Genomic DNA, 21,316 nt, shown 5'->3' on the forward strand with positions numbered 1-21,316 from the left:
GACAGGAGAAAGTCGTAGCCAATTGCGGCGCAAGTTCTTCCCACCCCCGACAACCGCTGCTACGTTCCCCGTGAAAGCCCGGTGACGTGGATGCCGATGACGGCGGGAGGGGCGGCGTGAGGCGCATGACGGCACGACCGGCGAACGCGCATCAGGCGCGACTGCTCCGTCTGCTGCGCGACGGTGGCCCCAACTCCCGTGCTCAGCTGGGCGATCAGATCGACCTCTCGCGTTCGAAGCTCGCCGTGGAGATCGACCGGCTGCTGGAGACCGGGCTGGTGGCCGCGGACGGGCTCGCGGCCTCGCGCGGTGGCCGGCGCTCGCACAACATCCGGCTCGCGCCCGGGCTTCGGCTGCTCGGCGTCGACATCGGCGCCACCTCCGTGGACGTCGCGGTGACCAATGCCGAACTGGAGATTCTCGGCCATCTCAACCAGCCCATGGATGTGCGCGAGGGACCGGTCGCGGTCTTCGAGCAGGTGCTGGACATGGCCGCGAAGCTCCGGGCCTCCGGGGTGGCCGAGGGGTTCGACGGGGCGGGCATAGGAGTGCCCGGCCCCGTGCGGTTCCCCGAGGGCGTGCCGGTGGCGCCGCCGATCATGCCGGGGTGGGACGGCTTCCCCGTACGGGAGGCGCTCAGCCAGGAGCTGGGCTGCCCGGTGATGGTCGACAACGATGTGAACCTCATGGCGATGGGGGAGCAGCACGCCGGAGTCGCCCGTTCCGTCAAGGACTTCCTCTGCGTGAAGATCGGCACCGGTATCGGCTGCGGGATCGTCGTCGGCGGTGAGGTCTACCGCGGTACGACGGGCAGCGCGGGCGACATCGGCCACATCCAGGCCGAACCCGACGGCCGCCCGTGCGCCTGCGGCAACCACGGCTGTCTGGAGGCGTACTTCGGCGGCGCGGCACTGGCCCGCGACGCCGAGGCGGCCGCCCGCGACGGCCGGTCCGCCGAACTCGCCGCCCGGCTGGAGGAGGTGGGCAGCCTCGCCGCCACGGACGTCGCGGCGGCGGCGTCAGCGGGCGACGCGACCGCCCTGGACCTCATCAGGGAGGGCGGCACCCGTACGGGCCAGGTCATCGCCGGGCTCGTCAGTTTCTTCAACCCCGGTCTGGTGGTCATCGGCGGCGGTGTCACCGGGCTCGGCCATACGCTGCTCGCCGCCATACGGACCCAGGTCTACCGCCAGTCCCTGCCCCTGGCCACCGGCAACCTCCCCATCGTGCTGGGCGAACTCGGCCCGGCCGCCGGGGTCACCGGCGCGGCCCGCCTGATCAGCGACCACCTCTTCTCCCCGGCCTGACGGCCTGATCCAGCCCGGCCACGGCCGGTCCGTACCTCGGCACAGCGCAGCAGCACGGCACCCGCACCGCCCCTCGACATACGCCATGTCGAGGCACGAGCCGCACGACCGGCACCACCGAGCCGCACCACCCGGGCACCACCGAGCCGCAACTCCAGGGCACCACCGAGCCGCACCACCCGGGCACCACCGAGCCGCAACCCCAGGGCACCACCGAGCCGCACCACCCGGCACCACCGTGGCGGCGCGCCGTACCCCCGGCGCGCCCCGCGCCCCACCACGGCACCACATCACCGTTCCGCCCAGCCCCACATCACGCCCCGCCGTGCGCCCGCAGCGGCTCCGGCACGCCCAGCGACCCGCACCGCATCGAGCGAACCCGCCGAGGAGGCCAGCCATGGCACCGGCACCACCCGACCCGCGCCCGCTCCTCACCATGTCCGCGATCACCAAGTCCTTCCCCGGCGTACGGGCCCTGGACGGCGTCGACCTCGATGTCGAAGCGGGCGAGGTGCACTGTCTGCTCGGCCAGAACGGGGCGGGCAAGTCCACCCTGATCAAGGTGATCGCCGGGGCGCATCAGCCCGACAGCGGCGAGATCCTCTGGCGGGGCGCACCGGTCACCCTCAAGTCGCCCATCGCCGCCATGCGGCTGGGGATCGCCACCATCTACCAGGAACTCGACCTGGTGGAGGGGCTGTCCGTCGCCGAGAACGTCTTCCTCGGCCATGAGATGGCCACCGCCGGTTTCGTCCGCTCCCGTGCGGCCCGCACCGCCGCCGCCGCGCTCCTGGCCCGGCTCGGGCATCCCGAGATCGACCCGGGACGGCTGGTCGGGGAGCTGTCCGCGGCCGGGCAGCAGATCGTCTCGATGGCCCGCGCGCTCTCCCACGACGTCCAGCTCATCGTGATGGACGAGCCGTCCGCGGCCCTCGACCCCGACGAGGTCGACAACCTCTTCCGCATCGTCGGCGATCTCACCGCCGCCGGGGTCGCCGTCGTGTACATCTCGCACCGGCTGGAGGAGATCCGCCGGATCGGCGACCGGGTCACCGTGCTCAAGGATGGCCGCGCCGCGGCCCGCGGGCTGTCCGCCCGCACCACCCCGACCCGCGAGGTGGTGGCCCTGATGACGGGCCGGGACGTGGAGTACGCGTTCCCGCGCCGCACCACGGCGCCTCCGGCCGCGAGCGCGGAGCCCGTGCTGCGGCTGGAGAACCTCGGCAGGGCGGGGGAGTTCGAGCCGATCGACCTCGAGGTGGCGCCCGGCGAGATCGTCGGGCTCGCCGGGCTCGTCGGCTCCGGGCGGTCCGAGATCCTGGAGACCGTCTACGGCGCCCGCCGTCCCACCTCGGGCCGGGTCCTGGTGGACGGCCGCGCGCTGCGCCCCGGCAGCGTGACCGCCGCCGTGCGCGCTGGGCTTGGGCTCGCCCCCGAGGAGCGCAAGGCGCAGGCCCTGCTGATGCTGGAGTCCGTCACCCGCAATGTCTCGGTCTCCTCGCTGCCCCGCTTCTCCCGCGCCGGGTGGGTGGACCGCGGCGCGGAGCGGGCGGCGGCCCGCCGGTGCGTACGCGACCTCTCGCTGCACCCCGACGACCCGGAGCGGCCGGTGCGCACCCTGTCCGGCGGCAATCAGCAAAAGGCCGTACTGGCCCGCTGGCTGCTGCGCGGCTGCCGGGCGCTGCTGCTGGACGAGCCGACGCGCGGGGTGGACGTCGGCGCCCGCGCCGAGCTGTACGCCGTGATCCGCCGACTCGCCGACGACGGCATGGCCGTCCTTCTCGTCTCCAGCGAACTGCCCGAAGTCCTGGGCCTCGCCGACCGGGTGCTGGTGCTCCGCGAGGGCCGCGTCGTCCATACGGCGCCCGCGCGGGAGCTGGACGAGCACCGCGTCCTCGATCTCGTCATGGAAGGGAGCCCGTCGTGAACTCACCCGGGAGCACGCCGGCGTCCAGCCCCCCGGCCGACCCCGCCCCGGTGCCGGGCGCGGGCGCCACGCTGACGGCCGGCCCGGTTGGCAAACCGCCGGCCGGCCGCACCGGCACCGATCCGCTGAGCAGGCTGCGGCGCCTGGCCGACCTGCGCAACCTCTCCCTCGTCGGGGTGCTGGCGGTGCTGATCGCCGTCGGCGGCTTCACCAAGCCCGATGAGTTCCTCAGCACCGACAACCTCCAGCTCGTGCTCACCCAGGCATCCGTCATCGGCGTCGTCACCGTCGGCATGACCTTCGTCATCACCAGCGGCGGCATCGATCTGTCGGTCGGCGCGATGGTCGCCCTCGCCTCGGTGTGGGCCACCACGATCGCCACCCAGGAGTACGGACTCGGCGGCATTCTGCTCTGCGCGGTCCTGGTGGGGCTCGGCTGCGGACTGGTCAACGGGGTGCTCATCGCGTACGGCGGGATGGTCCCGTTCATCGCCACCCTCGCGATGCTCGCCTCCGCCCGCGGTCTCGCCCTGCAGATCAGCGACGGCAGGACCCAGGTCGTCACCGTCGACCCGGTCCTGGACCTCGGGCTCCCGGACTCCTACGTCCTCGGCATCCCGCCGCTGGTGCTCATCTTCGCCGCCGTCACGGTCCTCGGCTGGCTGGTGCTCAACCGCACGACCTTCGGCCGGCGCACCGTCGCCATCGGCGGCAACGCGGAGGCGGCCCGGCTCGCGGGCATCGACGTCAAGCGCCAGCGGCTGATGCTGTATCTGCTCTCCGGGCTGTGCTGCGGTGTCGCCGCCTTCATGCTGGTCGTCCTCACCGGCTCCGGCCAGAACACCAACGGCAATCTGTACGAACTCGACGCCATCGCCGCCGCGATCATCGGCGGCACGCTGCTCAGCGGCGGCCGCGGCACCATCACCGGCTCCGTCCTCGGCGTCCTCGTCTTCACCACCATCACCAATCTGTTCGCCCTGAACAACCTTCAGAGCGATGTCCAGCAGATCGCCAAGGGCGCGATCATCGTCGCCGCCGTCCTGGTACAGAAGGGTCGTTCGACGCCATGAGGTTCCCACAGAGCTCCTCCCCCACCAGTCGCAGAAACCTGCTCCTGGGCACTGCCGCGGCGGGCGCGCTCTTCGCCGCCGGGTGCACCAGCAACGAGAACAACGACAGCGACGAGAACAGCGAACAGGCCGCGAACACCGCCAATGACAAGCCCGGTAAGGCGGTCACCATCGGCTTCGCCGGGCCCCAGGCCGACCACGGCTGGCTCAACGCCATCAACGAGCAGGCCAAGCGGCGCGCCAAGGAGTACAAGGACGTCACGCTGGAGATCACCGAGGGCTCCAACGACACCGCCCAGCAGATCGGGCAGATCGAGACCCTCATCAACAAGAAGGTCGACGTCCTGGTCATCCTGCCGGCCGACGGCAAGGCGCTGACCCAGGTCGGGCTCAAGGCGATGCGGGCGGGCATCCCGGTCATCAACCTCGACCGCGTCTTCGCCTCGCCGCAGGCGTACCGCTGCTGGATCGGCGGCGACAACTACGGCATGGGCCTCAACGCCGGGCACTACATCGGCGAGCAGCTCAAGGACAAGAAGAACGCCAAGGTCATCGAGTTGGCCGGGATCGACAACCTGGAGCTGACCCGGCAGCGCACCGCGGGCTTCAACGACGCCCTGAAGAACTACCCGAACGTCAAGAAGGTCGGCCGCCAGGCCGCCGAGTTCACCGTCGAGTCGGGCCAGTCGAAGATGGCCCAGCTCCTCCAGGCCCACTCCGACTTCGACGCCCTGTGGAACCACGACGACGACCAGGGCGTCGGTGCCGAGCGCGCCATCAAGCAGGCCGGGCGCGATGACTTCCTCATGGTCGGCGGCGCGGGCGCCAAGCACGCCATGGACGCCATCAAGGCCGACAACACCGTGCTGAAGGCCACCGTGCTCTACCCGCCGACCATGGCCGCCTCCGCCATCGACCTCGCCCGCGCGCTCGGCCAGGGCAAGGGCGTCGGTGGCCTCGCGGAGCTGGAGATCCCGGCCTCCCTCACCCTCTACTCCGCCGTCGTCACCAAGGACAACGTGGACGAATACCTCCCCACGGGATTCAGCTGAGCCCGCTGGAGGGCCAGACCCCCCACCTCGCGTCGGTTTGCGATCGTCAGAAGGAGTCCCATGGAAAGTCCTGAAGCGAAGACGCTCGGCGTCGGCATGGTCGGTTACGCCTTCATGGGCGCCGCACACTCCCAGGGCTGGCGTACCGTCGGCCGTGTCTTCGACCTGCCCACGCGCCCCGTGATGTCCGCCATCTGCGGGCGTGACGCGGACGCCGTGCGGGCCGCCGCGGACCGGCACGGCTGGGCCGCGGCCGAGACCGACTGGCGGTCGATGATCGCCCGGGACGATGTGCAGCTCGTGGACGTCTGCACCCCCGGCGACAGCCATGCCGAGATCGCCATCGCGGCCCTGGAGGCGGGCAAGCACGTGCTGTGCGAGAAGCCGCTCGCCAACTCCGTGACCGAGGCGCAGGCCATGGTGGAGGCGGCGCGGCGGGCGCAGGAGCGCGGACAGGTGGCGATGGTCGGCTTCAACTACCGCCGCGCGCCCGCTATCGCGTACGCCCGCCGGATGGTGGCGCAGGGGCGGCTCGGCGTGCTGCGGCACGTACGGGTCACCTATCTGCAGGACTGGATCGTCGACCCGGAGTTCCCCCTGGTGTGGCGGCTGCGACGGGAGTACGCGGGCTCCGGCGCGCTCGGCGACCTGGGCTCGCACATCGTCGACCTGGCGCAGTATCTGGCGGGGGAGCGGCTGATCGGCGTCTCGGCGCTGACCGAGACGTTCATCCGGGAGCGGCCGCTGCCCGCCGGCGCGGTGGCGGGGCTCGGCGGTTCCGGGGCGGGCGGGGCGGCCCGCGGACCGGTGACGGTCGATGACGCGGCGCTGTTCACCGGGCGGTTCGGCTCCGGCGCGGTGGCCTCGTTCGAGGCCAGCCGGTTCGCCGCAGGCCGTAAGAACTCGCTCAGGATCGAGCTCAACGGCGATCACGGCTCGCTCGCCTTCGATCTGGAACGGCTCAACGAGCTGTCCTTCCACGATCACACCGAGCCCGCCGCCGACTCCGGCTTCCGCCGGATCCTGGTGACCGAGCCCGAGCACCCCTACCTGGACGCGTGGTGGCCGCCGGGCCACGCCCTCGGCTACGAGCACACCTTCGTCCACCAGGCGCGGGACATGGTGCTCGCGGTCGCCGAGGGGACCGGACCCGAGCCGTCCTTCGAGGACGGCCTGCAGGTGCAGCGGGTGCTCGCCGCCGTCGAGGAGAGCGCGGAGAAGAACTGCGTCTACACCCCCGTACCCGTCTGAGACAGGAGGCCGGAATGCCCAGACCCTTCACGCTCTTCACCGGCCAGTGGGCCGACCTTCCCCTGGAGGAGGTCTGCCGGCTGGCCCGCGACTTCGGTTACGACGGCCTGGAACTGGCCTGCTGGGGCGACCACTTCGAGGTGGACCGGGCGCTCGGCGAGCCCGGCTATCTGGACGGTCGCCACAGCCTGCTGGAGAAGTACGGCCTGAAGTGCTTCGCCATCTCCAACCATCTGGTCGGCCAGGCCGTGTGCGACTCGCCCATCGACGAACGCCACAAGGCCATCCTGCCGGGCCGGATCTGGGGCGACGGCGAGGCCGAGGGCGTCCGGCAGCGGGCCGCCGCGGAGATGGCCGACACCGCCCGCGCCGCGGCCGCCTTCGGGGTCCGTACCGTCATCGGCTTCACCGGCTCCTCCATCTGGCATCTGGTGGCGATGTTCCCGCCGGTGGTGCCCGGGATGATCGAGCGGGGCTACGAGGACTTCGCCGAGCGCTGGAACCCGATCCTCGACGTCTTCGACGCCGAGGGCGTGCGCTTCGCCCACGAGGTGCACCCCAGCGAGATCGCCTACGACTACTGGACCACCCACCAGGCCCTGGAGGCGCTCGGCCACCGCCCCGCCTTCGGGCTCAACTTCGACCCCAGCCACTTCGTCTGGCAGGACCTGGACCCGGTCGGCTTCCTGTGGGACTTCCGGGACCGGATCTACCACGTCGACTGCAAGGAGGCCCGCAAGCGGCTGGACGGCCGCAACGGACGCCTCGGCTCCCATCTGCCCTGGGGCGATCCCCGCCGCGGCTGGGACTTCGTCTCGGCGGGCCATGGCGATGTGCCGTGGGAGGACGTGTTCCGGATGCTGCGCTCGATCGGCTACGACGGTCCGGTGTCGGTCGAATGGGAGGACGCCGGGATGGACCGGCTCACTGGCGCCCCGGAGGCGCTGGCCCGGCTGAAGCACTTCGACTTCGACCCGCCGACGGCGTCGTTCGACGCGGCCTTCGGAGGCGGGGAGAAGTAGCCCGGCCCGTCCGGCGATCGAGGACCCGCCCGAAGGGCCCCTGGGTGGGGGACCGCACACCGCGCCCCCACCCAGCTTTGTCCTGCCCGTGGATGAAGCAGGGGTTACTTCGCGTCAAAGGGGTTTCCGGACCGGACAAACACCGCTACGGTCCTTGAGATGTACCGGTCACATAGGGGCCCCTCGCCCCGGACCGGTCATCCCGGCGCGACGGCGCGCGCCTGTGCCAGTCACGGCGGCCTGACGGCCCGCCCGTACACCCCCCCTCTTTCCACGGAGGATCAGCGTGCACAGGAAAAGGCTTCGACTGCGCGGGCCCCTCGCGCTCGTCACGAGCGCCCTGCTCGTCGGCGCGGGGCTCGCGCTCACCGCTCCGCCGGCGGGCGCGGATCAACCAGCCCCGGCCGCCGAGGAGTTCCAGCAGGTCACCCTCGCCAAGGGCGTGGAGGAGACCGGTGAGCCCATGACACTCGCCGTGCTCCCCGACCGCTCCGTGCTGCACACCTCGCGCGACGGCACCCTGTGGCTGACCGATGCCACGGGCGAGACCAAGGTGTCCGGCAAGCTGCCGGTCTACTCGCACGACGAAGAAGGGCTTCAAGGCGTCGGCATCGACCCCGGCTTCGCCGACAACCGCGCCATCTACCTCTACTACGCGCCCCCGCTCGACACCCCCGCAGGGGACGCCCCCACCCAGGGCACGGCCGCCGACTTCGCCAAGTTCGACGGCGTCAACCGCCTCTCCCGGTTCACCCTGAACGCCGACGGCACCCTGAACACCGGCAGCGAGAAGAAGGTCCTGGACGTCCCCGCGAACCGTGGCATCTGCTGCCACGTCGGCGGGGACATCGACTTCGACGCCGACGGCAACCTCTACCTGTCCACCGGCGACGACACCAACCCGTTCGAGTCCGACGGTTTCACCCCCATCGACGAGCGGGACAACCGCAACCCGGCCTTCGACGCCCGGCGCTCCGCGGGCAACTCCAACGACCTGCGCGGCAAGGTCCTGCGCATCAAGGTGGCCGACGACGGCTCGTACACCGTCCCGGACGGCAACCTCTTCGCGCCCGGCACCGAGAAGACCCGGCCCGAGATCTACGCGATGGGCTTCCGCAACCCCTTCCGGATCAGTGTCGACAAGCCGACCGGAACGGTCTACGTCGGTGACTACGGACCGGACGCCGGCGCCGCCAACCCCGAGCGCGGGCCGGGTGGCGCCGTCGAGTTCGCCCGGGTGACCAAGCCCGGCAACTACGGCTGGCCGTACTGCATCGCCGACAACAAGCCGTACCGCGACTACGACTTCGCCACCGGCACCTCCGGCCCGGCCTTCGACTGCGCCGCGCCCGAGAACACCTCGCGGTACAACACCGGGCTCACCGATCTGCCGCCCGCCCAGCCCGCCTGGATCCCGTACGACAACGACTCCGTGCCCGAGTTCGGCTCCGGCTCCGAGTCCCCGATGGCCGGGCCGGTCTACCGTTATGACGCCTCGCTCGACTCACCGGTGAAGTTCCCCGAGTCGTACAACGGGAACTTCTTCGCCGGGGAGTTCGGCCGCCAGTGGATCAAGCGGATCGAGCAGGGCGCCGACGGGGCCGTGCAGAAGATCAACGACTTCCCGTGGTCCGGCACCCAGGTCATGGACTCGGCCTTCGGCCCGGACGGCGCGCTGTACGTCCTCGACTACGGCCTCGGCTACTTCAACGGCGACGAGCACTCCGCGCTCTACCGGATCGAGAACGCCACCGACGGCCACTCGCCCATCGCCGAGGCGAGCGCCGACCGCACCTCCGGCAAGGCGCCCATGAAGGTCGCCTTCTCCTCGGCGGGCACCTCGGACGCCGACGGCGACACCCTCGCCTACAGCTGGGACTTCGGTGACGGCACGACCTCCGCCGCCACCAACCCCACCCACACGTACAAGAAGAACGGCACCTTCACCGCGACCCTCACCGTCAAGGACCCCACCGGTCGCACCGCCAACGCCAATGTCCACCTCACGGTGGGCAACACGGCGCCCAAGGTGACGCTGCAACTGCCCGCCGACGGCCAGCTGTTCAGCTTCGGCGACGAGGTCCCCTTCAAGGTCAAGGTGACCGACCCGGAGGACGGGACCGTCGACTGCGCCAAGGTCAAAGTCACCTACATCCTCGGCCATGACAGCCACGGCCACCCCGTCACCACGGCGAACGGCTGCTCCGGCACCATCAAGACCAACGCGGACGGGGAGCACGACCCCAACGCCAACATCTTCGGGGTCTTCGACGCCGAGTACACCGACGGCGGCGGGGGCGGCCAGCCGCCGCTGACCACCCATGACCAGTCCATCGTCCAGCCCAAGCACCGGCAGGCCGAGCACTACGACGACAGCCAGGGCGTCTCGGTGATCTCCCACACCCCGGCCAACGGCGGCAAGACGGTCGGCAACATCGAGAACGGGGACTGGATCTCCTTCACCCCGTATGCGCTGGGCAACGCCAAGGACTTCACCGCACGGGTCTCCTCGGCGGGCGCCGGTGGCACGCTGGAGATCCACAGCGGCTCCCCGACCGGACGGCTGCTCGGCACCGTCACCGTGCCGGTGACCGGCGACTGGGAGACCTTCCAGGACGTCAAGACGACACTGACGAAGCCCCCGACCGGTACCACCACGCTGTCCCTCGTCTTCAAGGGCGGTGCGGGAGCGCTCTTCGACGTGGACGACTTCACGATCGGCACCGGCTGACGAGTTGACGCCCGAGGCCGGGGGCGGCGGCCGTACGCGGACGCCGCCCCCACCCCGGGAGGAAGGAGCACGACGGATATGCACCCGTACACCTCTCCGCACTCCAGACGCGACTCCCGACCCGACTCCGGACCCGACTCCGGACCCGACTCCGGCACCCGCTTCCGGCGTGGGGCGCGCCTCGCCGCCGTCGGGGCCACGCTGCTGCTCGCCCTGACGGCCCTGCCCGCCGCCGCGTCCGGGGCTGCGACATCGGCTGCCGACGACGACCGGGTCCTGGTCTTCTCCAAGACGGCGGGCTTCCGCCATGACTCGATCCCCGACGGGGTCGCCGCCATCAAGGAACTCGGCGCGGGAAGCGGCTTCGCCGTGGACGCCACCGAGGACGGCGCCGCCTTCACCCCCGACAACCTCGCCCGCTACGACGCCGTCGTCTTCCTCTCCACGACCGGCGACGTCCTGGACGCCGCCCAGCAGTCCGCGTTCGAGGGCTATGTGCGGGCGGGCGGCGGCTACGTCGGCGTCCACGCGGCCGCCGACACCGAATACGACTGGCCCTTCTACGAGGGCCTGGCCGGGGCGTACTTCCAGTCCCACCCCGCGATCCAGCGGGCCACCGTGAACGTCGAGGACCGGGCCAACCCCGCGACCGCGCATCTGGCGCCGACGTGGGAGCGGACGGATGAGTGGTACAACTACCGCACCAACCCGAGGGAACGGGTGCGGGTCCTCGCCACGCTCGACGAATCCTCGTACCAGGGCGGCGCGATGGGCGAGGACCACCCCATCTCGTGGTGCCAGGAGTACCGGGGCGGCCGCGCCTTCTACACCGGCTTCGGCCACACCAAGGAGTCCTACGCCGACCCCGCCTTCCGGCAGCACCTGCTCGGCGGCATCCGCTACGCCACCGGCGCCGCCCACGCCGACTGCCGCCCCGAGCAGGGCTATCGCCCGCTCTTCGACGGCACCTCGACGGACGGCTGGAAGCAGGCGGGCCCCGGGAGCTTCACCCTCGACACCGCGTCCGGGACCCTCACCTCGACGGGTGGCATGGGGATGCTCTGGTACGACGCGCGCGAGCTGCGCTCGTACTCGCTCAAGCTGGACTGGAAGATGGCGGGCGACGACAACTCCGGCGTCTTCGTGGGCTTCCCGGCCTCCGACGACCCCTGGTCGGCGGTCGACAACGGCTACGAGGTGCAGATCGACGCCACGGACACCCCCGATCACACCACCGGCTCGGTCTACGGCTTCCAGTCCGCGGACCTCGCCAAGCGGGACGCGGCGCTGAACCCGCCGGGGGAGTGGAACACGTACGAGATCCGGGTCCAGGGTGAGCGGCTGCGGATCTGGCTCAACGGCGTGCAGATCAACGACTTCACCAACCGGGACCCGGCGCGCAGCCTGCTCCAGGGCTACGTCGGCATCCAGAACCACGGGGAGGGGGACGAGGTCTCCTTCCGCGATATCCGGATCAAGGACCTGCCGGCGAAGGGCGGCGGCCACCACCAGCACCACCACGACGGCTAGGCGCCCCCCGGTTCGCCGTCCCGACGGCCCGAGGGGAGCCGTGGGGCGGCGTGGCGGTGGGCAGGAGTACGCCGCCTCCTTCCCGCCGCCACCTCAACCACCCACCCGGGGGCAGGACGCCGGGGCCCACCGGCCCCGGCTCCGGCCCCCGGGCTGGGGTCTGCCCGGGCCGCCCGTCCCGGTCCCGGCCACCCCGGGGCTCCGGGCCGGGGGCCCGGGCCCGGTGGACCGGTGGCCCCGGGACTTCGCGGGGAGCTGCCGACCGCACGAGGGCTCCGCGCCCCGACCCGCCCGCCCCGACCACCTGGCCTGACCGCCCGCCCCGACCGCCCGCCCCGACCGCCCGGCCTGACCACCTGGCCTGACCACCCGACCTCGACCACCCGACCTCGGCCTCGACCCATCCACCCCCGACTCCCGTACGACACGAGCGAACCGGCGCCGCCCACCACCGCCGCCGCGAACGCCAATGCGCGGCACCCGAACCACATGCACAACCCACGCCCACCCGGGAGGCAGCCAGTGACCACCCGCCCCGACGACATCACCCCACTCCGCGACGCACCCCGTACGGGGGTCTGGCTCATCGGCGCGCGCGGCTCCGTCGCCACCACCGCCGTAGCGGGCTGTGCCGCCGTCGCCGGGGGGTTGCAGCCGGCGACCGGAATGGTCACCGAGACCGCGCCGTTCGTGGACAGCGGCCTTCCCGCGCTCGCCGACCTCGTCTTCGGCGGCCATGACACCGCCACGACCCCGCTGCCCAAGCGGGCCGAGGCGCTGGCCGCCGACGGGGTGCTGCCGTATGGGCTGCCCGCCGCCGTACGCGCGGAACTCGCCGCCGCCGACGCGGCCGTCCGCCCCGGCGGGCCGCAGCCCGGCGACGGCCGCGGTGAGGAGGAACTGATCGCGGCCTTCGCGGCCGACCTCACCGACTTCCTCCGCACGCACGGGCTGGCCCGCGCCGTCGTCGTCAACGTCGCCTCCACCGAAGCGGCCCCGGAGGACCCCGGAACCCTGCCGCCCAGCTCCCTCTACGCCGCCGCCGCGCTGCGCGCCGGATGCCCGTACGTCAACTTCACCCCCTCCACCGGGCTCCACCACCCCCGGTTGCGTGAGCGCGCCGAGCGCTCCGGGCTGCCGTACGCGGGGCGCGACGGCAAGACCGGGCAGACGCTGCTGCGGTCCGTCCTCGCGCCGATGTTCGCGCAGCGGGCGCTGGCCGTACGGAGCTGGTCCGGTACGAACCTCCTCGGCGGCGGCGACGGCGCCGCCCTCGCCGACCCGGGCGCCGCGGCTGCCAAGAACGCCGGGAAGGCGCGGGTCCTCTCCGACACCCTCGGCGAACTCCCCGACGGTGAGCTGCACATCGACAACGTGCCCGCGCTCGGCGACTGGAAGACCGCGTGGGACCACGTCGCCTTCGAGGGCTTCCTCGGCTCCCGGATGGTTCTGCAGACCATCTGGCAGGGCTGCGACTCGGCGCTCGCCGCACCGCTCGTCCTCGACCTGGCCCGGCTGACCGCCCGCGGCCACGAGATCGGCCTGGCCGGGCCGCTCCCCGAACTCGGCTTCTACTTCAAGGACCCGGACGGCGGCCCGGCCGCCCTCGCCGACCAGTACGCGGCGCTGCTCGGCCTCGCCGGACGGCTGCGGGGCCGCTCATGACGCGGGCGGCGGGGGAGCGTGGGGGCTGGGGGAACTGGGGCGACTGGGCCGAACTGCTCCGGGTGTCGGCCCTGTTCACCGTGCCCGGTGACGCCCTGGCGGGCGCGGCCGCGGCCCGGTGCGGCCCCAACCGGGGCACCGCGCTCGCGGTCTGCTCGTCGCTGTGCCTCTACGAGGCGGGCATGGCGCTCAACGACTGGGCGGACCGGGACATCGACGCCGTGGAACGCCCCGGCCGCCCGCTGCCGTCGGGCCGTATCGCCCCGGGCGCCGCGCTGACCGCCGCGACCGGGCTGACCGTCGCCGGGCTGCTCTGCGCCGCCGCCGCGGGCCGCCCGGCCCTCACCACGGCGACGGCCCTGGCGGGCACGGTGTGGGCGTACGACCTGGGGCTGAAGAACACCCCCGCGGGCCCGCCCGCCATGGCCGCCGCCCGCGCGCTGGACCTCCTCCTCGGCGCCACCGCCTCCGCCCCCGCCGCCCTGCGCTCCGCCCTGCCCCCGGCCGCCCTTCTGGGTGCCCACACCCTCGCGGTGACCGCGGTCTCCCGCCGGGAGGCCGTCGGCGGCTCCTCGGCGGCCCCTCTCGGTGCCCTCGCGGTGGGCACGGTGATCGCCTGGGCCGCGACCAGACGCCCGGCCCCCGCCGCAGGCCACCGCGCACCGCTCGCGGCTGCGCATGACACCACCACGCCAGGTGGCCTGGCGGCCGGAGCCGCCACGGCGGCCCTCGCCGGGGAGCTCTCCCGCATGGGGTCGCGCCGCGGTGGTCCGGTTCGGCGACTCGCCAGGGCCCTGTCCGCCCCGGCTTCTTCGGGCCAAGGCAACCGGCTTGGCCGGCGGCGGGTCCCGCGCCGCGCCCCTGCCGTAAGTGCGGCGTTCGGTAGTGGGGCTGCCTCGGGGCGTGGTCCGGTTGTCGGCGGCGCCGTTGGCCGGGCCCCGGCCAACGGGTGGAGCCGGAGCGCGGCGGCCGCGGTCCGGGCGGCCGTCTCGGCCAGGACCGCCGTGCCCAGCCTGGCGGCCGTCGTCCAGGGCACCACGGCCGCCGTTGGCCACGGGCTCGCGCGGGGCAAGGGCGTACGGGCAGGGCGCGGCAGTCCGGCGAGGCGACTCGTTACGGCCACCGGTGGCGGTCCGCCGGGCGGGCCGCGTGCCGGGGCAGGGCTGCCCCTGACCATCGCCTCGCGCGGCGCGGCGGCCAGCCGCTTCGCGGCCGTCGCCGGGGCCGTGCTCGCGGGCGGGTATGTGGCCACGGTCGCCCGGCCGTTGGCGCATGCCGCGCTCAATCCCTCCCCGTACTTCCTCCAGCGCGCCGTCGGCAGCGGCATCCGCGCGATGATCCCGCTTCAGGCCGTGCTCGCCTCCCGCGCCGGGGCGCACCGGACGGCGGCGGGGCTGCTCGCGCTGATGCCCGTCGCCCGACGGCTGTCGAGAAAGGTCAGCGCGACATGAGCCGTCCCCGCCCGGAACCCCTGCGCTTCGCCTACGGCACCAACGGCCTGACCGACCTCCGCCTGACCGATGCCCTCGCCCTCCTCGCCGACCTCGGCTACGACGGCGTCTCGCTGACCCTCGACCATATGCATCTCGACCCGCTCGCCCCGGACCTCGCCTCCCGCACCCGCCGCGTCGCCCGCGACCTCGAGCGGCTCGGCCTCGGCGTCGCGATCGAGACCGGCGCCCGGTACGTTCTCGACGCCCGGCGCAAGCACCACCCCACCTTGCTCGACCCGGACCCCGAGGCCCGCGGCGCCCGTGTCGATCTGCTGCTGCGGGCCGTACGGGTGGCGGCCGACCTGGGGGCACCGGCCGTGCACGGCTTCAGCGGGGTGCTGCCGCCCGGCGAGCCCGAGGAGACGGCGTGGCGGCGGCTCGCGGACGCCCTCGGGCCGGTGGTCGTCGCCGCCGAGGCGGCGGGCGTGGCCCTCGCGATCGAGCCGGAGCCGGGGCATCTCCTCGCCGACCTCGCCGGATTCCACCGGCTGCGCACGGCGCTCGGCGATCCGGCAGCCCTCGGTCTCACTCTCGACATCGGCCACTGCCAGTGCCTGGAGCCCGACCCGCCCGCCGAGTGCGTGCGCGCGGCGGCGCCCTGGGTGCGGCATGTGCAGATCGAGGACATGCGGCGCGGGGTGCACGAGCATCTGCCGTTCGGCGAGGGGGAGATCGACTTCCCGCCGGTCCTGGAGGCGCTGTACGCCGCCGGGTACCGGGGGCTCGTCGGTGTCGAACTGCCCCGTCACTCCCACGCCGGCCCCGAACTGGCCCGCACCTCCCTGCGCTTCCTCCAGGACGCCGAACGGGCCGCGATCGAGGGAGGCGTCCGATGCTGACCCCGACCGAACTGCGCGCCGCCGTGGAGCGGCGACTGGACGAGGCAGGGCGCGCCTGGCTGGACAGGGCCCTGACGGAGGCGGCGAATACCGGGCCCCAGGCGGACGATTCCGGGGGCGGGCCCGGCCCCGCCCGCTGGGAGCTGGACTTCGCCTCCGCGGGCCGCCACGTCCGGACCGCTCGACCCGCGACCGCGCAACCCGCCACCACTCGACCCGCCACCGCACCGACTGCCACCACCGGCCAGTCCGCTGCTACCGGCCACGCCGCCACCGTCCCGCCCGACGCCTCCGCCGCCCCGCCCGCCGCCACTGCCCCGCCCGACGCCCTCGCCGGGGCGGCCACCCCCGCCGAAGACCTCGCCCCCCACGACCTCCCCGACGCCGCCCGCATCCTCATCCTCCACGCCGCCGACGCGGACGCGCCGACCGCCGCGAGGCTGTACGCGCAGGGCACCGCCGCCGAGCGCCGCGCCGTGCTCCTCGCGCTCCCGCACCTCGCCCTCTTCACCGGCCCGGACGCCGTTCCGCTCGTCGAGGACGCCCTGCGGACCAACGACACCCGCCTCGTGGCCGCCGCCGTCGGCCCGTACGCCGCCCGCCACCTCTCGCCGCACAGCTGGCGGCAGGCCGTGCTCAAGTGCCTGTTCACCGGCGTCCCGCTCACCGCCGTCGCCGCATGGGAGCGCCGGGCGCGCGGGGACGCCGAGCTGGCCCGCATGCTCACCGACTACGCCAGGGAGCGCACCGCCGCCGGCCGTCCCGTGCCCGCCGATCTCGACCGCGTACTGGCCCTGGCGTCCCGGACAGCCGCGACGTCCCCGACCGCCACGACGGCCCCCACCCGCGCCCTGACCCGCGAGGAGTCCTGATGCGCATCTTCGACCCGCACATCCATATGACCTCCCGCACCACCGACGACTACGAGGCCATGTACGCCGCGGGGGTGCGCGCCGTCGTCGAGCCGTCCTTCTGGCTCGGACAGCCGCGCACCTCGCCCGCCAGCTTCTACGACTACTTCGACTCCCTGCTCGGCTGGGAGCCGTTCCGGGCCGCCCAGCACGGCATCGCCCACCACTGCACCCTGGCCCTCAACCCCAAGGAGGCCAACGACCCGCGCTGCGCCCCCGTCCTGGACGAGCTGCCGCGCTATCTCGTCAAGGACGGCGTCGTGGCCGTGGGCGAGATCGGCTACGACTCCATGACACCCGCCGAGGACGCCGCCCTCGCCGCCCAGTTGCAGCTCGCCGCCGACCACGGCCTGCCCGCCCTCGTGCACACCCCGCACCGCGACAAGCTGGCCGGACTGCGCCGCACCCTCGACGTCGTCAAGGAGTCCGCGCTGCCCATGGACCACGTCCTGGTCGACCACCTCAACGAGACCACCGTCAAGGAGGCCAAGGACAGCGGCTGCTGGCTGGGCTTCTCCGTCTATCCCGACACCAAGATGGACGAGGAGCGGATGGTCGCGATCCTGCGCGAGTACGGGCCCGCGCGGGTCCTGGTCAACTCCGCCGCCGACTGGGGCAGGAGCGACCCGCTCAAGACCCGCGAGGTCGGCGACCTGATGCGCGCCGAGGGCTTCACCGAGGACGACGTCGACCAGGTGCTGTGGCGCAACCCGGTCGCGTTCTACGGGCTCAGCGGCCGCCTGGACCTCGACCTCGACAGCGAGGAGACCGAGGCCACCGCCACCCACGAGGGCAACTCCATCCTGCGCGGCGGCGGCCCGGCCACCGCGCCGACGGAACGGTGAGGAGGACACCATGCGCTTCCGCCACCCCGACGGCTCCACCGTCCACCTCGCCTACTGCACCAACGTCCACCCCGCCGAAGACCTCGACGGCGTCGTGGAGCAGCTTCGGCTGTACTGCGAACCGGTGCGCCGCCGGCTGGGCCGCGACCGGCTCGGCATCGGCCTGTGGCTGGCCCGCGACGCCGCCCGCACCCTGAGCGCCGACCCCGCCGAACTGCGCAAGCTGCGCACCGCGCTGGACACCCGCGGCCTGGAAGTGGTCACCCTCAACGGCTTCCCGTACGAGGGGTTCGGCGCCCAGGAGGTCAAGTACCGCGTCTACAAGCCCGACTGGACCGATCCCGAGCGGCTGGAGCACACCACCCATCTGGCCCGGCTGCTGGCCGCGCTGCTCCCCGACGACATCGCCGACGGTTCCGTCTCCACCCTGCCGCTGGCCTGGCGCACCCCCTTCGACACCGAACGGGCCCGCGCCGCCCGCCGCCACCTCACCACCCTCGCCCAGCGGCTCGACGCCGTCCAGGAGCTCACCGGCCGCTCCATCCGCATCGGCCTGGAGCCCGAGCCCGGCTGCACCGTCGAGACGACCGGGCAGGCCATCGAGGCGCTCACCGCGCCCGGCGGCCCGCCCCTGGACCGGATCGGCGTCTGCCTGGACACCTGCCATCTGGCGACGCAGTTCGAGGACCCGCACACGGCCACAGGCGCGCTCACCGCCGCCGGGGTCCCGGTCGTCAAGGCGCAGCTGTCCGCCGCGCTGCACGCCGAGGACCCGGCGCAGCCCGGGGTGCGGGAGGCCCTCGCGGCCTTCGCCGAGCCCCGCTTCCTCCACCAGACCCGCACCCGGGCCCCCGAGGGCGGCGTCCACGGCACCGACGACCTCGACGAGGCGCTCGCGGGCGGGCTCGGTGACACCGGGCCCTGGCGGTCCCACTTCCATGTGCCGCTGCACGCCCCGCCCGAGCCCCCGCTCACCTCCACCCTCCCGGTGCTGGCCGACGCCCTCGCCCGGCTCGTCGGCGGGCCCGCCCCGCTGACCCGCCACCTCGAAGTGGAGACCTACACATGGCAGGCGCTCCCGCCCGAGCTGCGCCCGCGCACCCGCGACCGGCTCGCCGACGGCATCGCCGCCGAACTCGCCCTCGCCCGCGACCTGCTGACCGACCTCGGCCTCAAGGAGCTGCCATGAGCGACCTGAGCGGCAGGGGCGGCCCGACCCCCCTCCTCGTCCTCGATGTCGTCGGGCTGACCCCACGGCTGCTGGACCATATGCCGCGCCTGAGGGCCCTCGCCCGGTCCGGCTCCCGTGCCGCGCTGGGCACCGTGCTGCCCGCCGTCACCTGCGCCGCCCAGTCGACGTTCCTCACCGGCACCACCCCCGCCGAACACGGCATCGTCGGCAACGGCTGGTACTTCCGCGAGATGGGCGAGGTGCTGCTGTGGCGGCAGCACAACGGCCTGGTAGGCGGCGACAAGCTGTGGGACGCCGCCCGCCGCGCCCACCCCGGCTACTCGGTGGCCAACATCTGCTGGTGGTACGCGATGGGCTCGGACACTGACATCACCGTCACCCCGCGCCCCGTCTACTACGCCGACGGCCGCAAGGAGCCGGACTGCTACACCCGGCCCCCCGCGCTGCACGACGAACTCACCGCGAAGCTCGGCACCTTCCCGCTCTTCCACTTCTGGGGGCCGGGCGCCGATCTGGTCTCCTCGCAGTGGATCATCGACGCCACCCGCCACATCCTGCGCACCAGCCCCACCGATCTGGTGCTGACCTACCTTCCGCACCTGGACTACGACCTCCAGCGGTACGGCCCCGACGACCCCCGCGCCCACGCCGCCGCCACCGAGCTCGACACCGCCCTCGGCCCGCTGCTCGACGATGCCACCGCCCGCGGCCGCACCGTCGTGGCGCTGTCCGAGTACGGCATCACCCGGGTCTCCCGGCCCGTGGACATCAACCGGGCGCTGCGCCGCGCCGGGCTGCTGGAGGTGCACACCCAGGACGGCATGGAGTATCTGGACCCCGGCGCCTCCAGGGCCTTCGCGGTCGCCGACCACCAGCTCGCCCATGTGTATGTGCGCCGCGCGGAGGACCTGGACGCCACCCGCGCCGCCCTGGCCGGTCTGCCCGGGATCGCCGAACTCCTCGACGACGAGGGGAAGAAGGCCCACGGCCTGGACCATCCCCGCTCCGGGGAGCTGGTGGCGGTGGCCGCGCCGGACGCCTGGTTCACGTACTACTACTGGCTCGACGACGCCCGCGCCCCCGACTTCGCGCAGCTCGTGGAGATCCACCGCAAGCCCGGCTATGACCCGGCCGAGCTGTTCATGGACCCCAAGGACCCCTATGTGCGGGTGCGGGCCGCCACCGCCCTGGCCCGCAAGAAGACCGGGATGCGCTACCGCATGGCCGTCGTCCCGCTCGATCCGTCGCCGGTGCGCGGCAGCCACGGCCGCCTCCCGGACCGCGAGGAGGACGGGCCCGTCCTCCTCTGCTCCCAGCCCGGCGCGGTGAGCGGCCAAGTGGCCGCCACCGACGTCAAAACCCTGCTCCTCCGCCTCGCCGGCCTGACGAACGCAACCACCGAAGGAGACACCCCGTGAAGAGGGCTCAGGAACACCCCGAACTCGCCGAGACGCTCCGCCGCCGCAGATTCCTCGGCGTCGCCGCGGGTGCCACGGCCGCCACCCTGGTCGGCACGGCCACCGCCAACGCCGCCCAGACCGGCACCTCGGCCCGGAGCGACACAACGGCCCAGAAGGGCCGGGGCGGCCCGCTGGTGCCCCGCGGCCACCTCGGCATCCAGCTCTACACCCTCCGCGACCAGGTGCAGTCCATCGGCTTCGCCGGGGTCTTCAAGGAGCTGGCCCGGTACGGCTACGACCAGGTGGAGTTCGCCGGATACACCCAGGGCACCGGCGACATCACTCTCAAGCAGCTCACGCGGCTGATGCGGGACCACGGGCTGCGCGGTATCGGCAGCCACGTCGGCTACTACTCCGACGACCCGAAGGCGTACACCTTCGCCACCAACCTCACCCAGGTGCTGGACGACGCCGAGGCGCTGGGCCTGCCGCATGTGGGCACCGCCTCCGGACCCTGGCGCTACGGCTCCACGGTGGACGGCTGGAAGCGCTGTGCGGAGGAGTTCAACACCTACGGCGCGGCGGCCAAGGCGCGCGGGATGAAGTTCTACCAGCACAACCACGCCGAGGAGTTCTCCTTCGCCACCGACCGGCCGGACGTCCGCCTCTACGACGTGCTGCTCGCCGAGACCGACCCCGAGCTGGTCCATCTGGAGATGGACATCTACTGGGCGTATGTGGGCCAGTACCGCTTCGGCAAGAGGGTGGACGGTTCCCCGGCGCCCTTCGAACCGCTCGACTACGTCCTGCGCGCCCCGCACCGCTATCCGCTCTTCCACGTCAAGGACGGCGAACACGACGAAACCGCCACCGACGGCTACCGGATGGTGGACGTCGGCGACGGTGACATCGACTACCGCCGCTTCCTGACCGCGGTCGGCAGGACCCATGGCGGCCGCCGCCACCACTGGATGGTGGAGCACGACGAGCCCGCCGATTCGCTCACCACCGCCCGCCGCTCCGCCCGCTATCTGCGGTCACTGCGGTGCGGCGGACGGGGCTGAGCGAGGGCCCTTCG

The 21,316-nt window shown here is 73.1% G+C and carries 16 protein-coding genes; all 16 read left to right on the plus strand.

Features of this window, described 5'->3' with window-relative positions:
- Positions 1–125 precede the first annotated feature (125 nt).
- The 16 genes from AS97_RS35145 to AS97_RS35220 all read left to right on the plus strand — a co-directional run bounded on the left by AS97_RS35145 (position 126) and on the right by AS97_RS35220 (position 21,302).
- Entirely contained in the window at positions 126–1,307 is a 1,182-nt protein-coding gene (locus AS97_RS35145; protein ID WP_043235769.1) for an ROK family transcriptional regulator, read from the plus strand.
- Positions 1,308–1,704: 397 nt separating this feature from the next.
- Positions 1,705–3,234 carry a sugar ABC transporter ATP-binding protein gene (locus AS97_RS35150; protein ID WP_086710160.1) on the plus strand — a complete coding sequence of 510 codons (1,530 nt, stop codon included), beginning with the start codon at positions 1,705–1,707 and terminating at the stop codon, positions 3,232–3,234.
- Entirely contained in the window at positions 3,231–4,307 is a 1,077-nt protein-coding gene (locus AS97_RS35155) for an ABC transporter permease (RefSeq protein WP_086710159.1), read from the plus strand. The genes AS97_RS35150 and AS97_RS35155 overlap by 4 nt, the downstream gene beginning before the upstream one ends.
- A complete protein-coding gene (locus tag AS97_RS35160; protein WP_059142001.1) occupies positions 4,304–5,359 on the plus strand; it encodes a substrate-binding domain-containing protein in 1,056 nt (351 codons plus the stop codon). Before AS97_RS35155 ends, AS97_RS35160 begins: the two co-directional genes overlap by 4 nt.
- 60 nt (positions 5,360–5,419) lie before the next feature.
- A complete protein-coding gene (locus tag AS97_RS35165; protein WP_210566268.1) occupies positions 5,420–6,610 on the plus strand; it encodes a Gfo/Idh/MocA family oxidoreductase in 1,191 nt (396 codons plus the stop codon).
- A gap of 14 nt (positions 6,611–6,624) precedes the next feature.
- On the plus strand, positions 6,625–7,632 hold the full coding sequence (locus AS97_RS35170; protein ID WP_059142003.1) for a sugar phosphate isomerase/epimerase family protein: 1,008 nt from the start codon (positions 6,625–6,627) through the stop codon (positions 7,630–7,632).
- A gap of 286 nt (positions 7,633–7,918) precedes the next feature.
- Positions 7,919–10,363 carry a carbohydrate-binding protein gene (locus tag AS97_RS35175; protein ID WP_059142004.1) on the plus strand — a complete coding sequence of 815 codons (2,445 nt, stop codon included), beginning with the start codon at positions 7,919–7,921 and terminating at the stop codon, positions 10,361–10,363.
- A 78-nt stretch (positions 10,364–10,441) separates the two neighbouring features.
- The gene (locus tag AS97_RS35180) at positions 10,442–11,893 is read left to right on the plus strand and encodes a ThuA domain-containing protein (protein ID WP_210566269.1); all 1,452 of its coding nucleotides are present in this window, start codon (positions 10,442–10,444) and stop codon (positions 11,891–11,893) included.
- Positions 11,894–12,415: 522 nt separating this feature from the next.
- Complete coding sequence (locus AS97_RS35185) at positions 12,416–13,558, plus strand: inositol-3-phosphate synthase (RefSeq protein ID WP_059149461.1); 1,143 nt, start codon at positions 12,416–12,418, stop codon at positions 13,556–13,558.
- Positions 13,555–15,009: an SCO3242 family prenyltransferase gene (locus AS97_RS35190; protein WP_210566270.1), complete on the plus strand. Its 1,455-nt coding sequence runs from the start codon at positions 13,555–13,557 to the stop codon at positions 15,007–15,009. Before AS97_RS35185 ends, AS97_RS35190 begins: the two co-directional genes overlap by 4 nt.
- Positions 15,006–15,890: a sugar phosphate isomerase/epimerase family protein gene (locus AS97_RS35195; RefSeq protein WP_059149463.1), complete on the plus strand. Its 885-nt coding sequence runs from the start codon at positions 15,006–15,008 to the stop codon at positions 15,888–15,890. Before AS97_RS35190 ends, AS97_RS35195 begins: the two co-directional genes overlap by 4 nt.
- Positions 15,884–16,762 carry an EboA domain-containing protein gene (locus tag AS97_RS35200; protein WP_210566271.1) on the plus strand — a complete coding sequence of 293 codons (879 nt, stop codon included), beginning with the start codon at positions 15,884–15,886 and terminating at the stop codon, positions 16,760–16,762. Before AS97_RS35195 ends, AS97_RS35200 begins: the two co-directional genes overlap by 7 nt.
- On the plus strand, positions 16,762–17,646 hold the full coding sequence (locus tag AS97_RS35205; RefSeq protein ID WP_210566272.1) for a TatD family hydrolase: 885 nt from the start codon (positions 16,762–16,764) through the stop codon (positions 17,644–17,646). The genes AS97_RS35200 and AS97_RS35205 overlap by 1 nt, the downstream gene beginning before the upstream one ends.
- 10 nt (positions 17,647–17,656) lie before the next feature.
- Positions 17,657–18,835: a metabolite traffic protein EboE gene (gene eboE / locus AS97_RS35210; RefSeq protein WP_210566273.1), complete on the plus strand. Its 1,179-nt coding sequence runs from the start codon at positions 17,657–17,659 to the stop codon at positions 18,833–18,835.
- Positions 18,832–20,256, plus strand: a complete 1,425-nt coding sequence (locus tag AS97_RS35215) for a nucleotide pyrophosphatase/phosphodiesterase family protein (protein WP_210566274.1) — start codon at positions 18,832–18,834, stop codon at positions 20,254–20,256. Before eboE ends, AS97_RS35215 begins: the two co-directional genes overlap by 4 nt.
- A complete protein-coding gene (locus tag AS97_RS35220) occupies positions 20,253–21,302 on the plus strand; it encodes a sugar phosphate isomerase/epimerase (RefSeq protein WP_086709321.1) in 1,050 nt (349 codons plus the stop codon). The genes AS97_RS35215 and AS97_RS35220 overlap by 4 nt, the downstream gene beginning before the upstream one ends.
- Positions 21,303–21,316: the final 14 nt, after the last annotated feature.

The organism is Streptomyces sp. AgN23, assembly GCF_001598115.1.
GTDB classification, from domain to species: domain Bacteria; phylum Actinomycetota; class Actinomycetes; order Streptomycetales; family Streptomycetaceae; genus Streptomyces; species Streptomyces antimycoticus.

Coding starts and splice junctions, on each gene's coding strand:
- AS97_RS35145 (WP_043235769.1), top strand. CDS start 126: ATGACGGCACGACCGGCGAACGCGCATCAGGCGCGACTGCTCCGTCTG.
- AS97_RS35150 (WP_086710160.1), top strand. CDS start 1,705: ATGGCACCGGCACCACCCGACCCGCGCCCGCTCCTCACCATGTCCGCG.
- AS97_RS35160 (WP_059142001.1), top strand. CDS start 4,304: ATGAGGTTCCCACAGAGCTCCTCCCCCACCAGTCGCAGAAACCTGCTC.
- AS97_RS35165 (WP_210566268.1), top strand. CDS start 5,420: ATGGAAAGTCCTGAAGCGAAGACGCTCGGCGTCGGCATGGTCGGTTAC.
- AS97_RS35170 (WP_059142003.1), top strand. CDS start 6,625: ATGCCCAGACCCTTCACGCTCTTCACCGGCCAGTGGGCCGACCTTCCC.
- AS97_RS35180 (WP_210566269.1), top strand. CDS start 10,442: ATGCACCCGTACACCTCTCCGCACTCCAGACGCGACTCCCGACCCGAC.
- AS97_RS35190 (WP_210566270.1), top strand. CDS start 13,555: ATGACGCGGGCGGCGGGGGAGCGTGGGGGCTGGGGGAACTGGGGCGAC.
- AS97_RS35195 (WP_059149463.1), top strand. CDS start 15,006: ATGAGCCGTCCCCGCCCGGAACCCCTGCGCTTCGCCTACGGCACCAAC.
- AS97_RS35200 (WP_210566271.1), top strand. CDS start 15,884: ATGCTGACCCCGACCGAACTGCGCGCCGCCGTGGAGCGGCGACTGGAC.
- AS97_RS35205 (WP_210566272.1), top strand. CDS start 16,762: ATGCGCATCTTCGACCCGCACATCCATATGACCTCCCGCACCACCGAC.
- eboE (WP_210566273.1), top strand. CDS start 17,657: ATGCGCTTCCGCCACCCCGACGGCTCCACCGTCCACCTCGCCTACTGC.
- AS97_RS35215 (WP_210566274.1), top strand. CDS start 18,832: ATGAGCGACCTGAGCGGCAGGGGCGGCCCGACCCCCCTCCTCGTCCTC.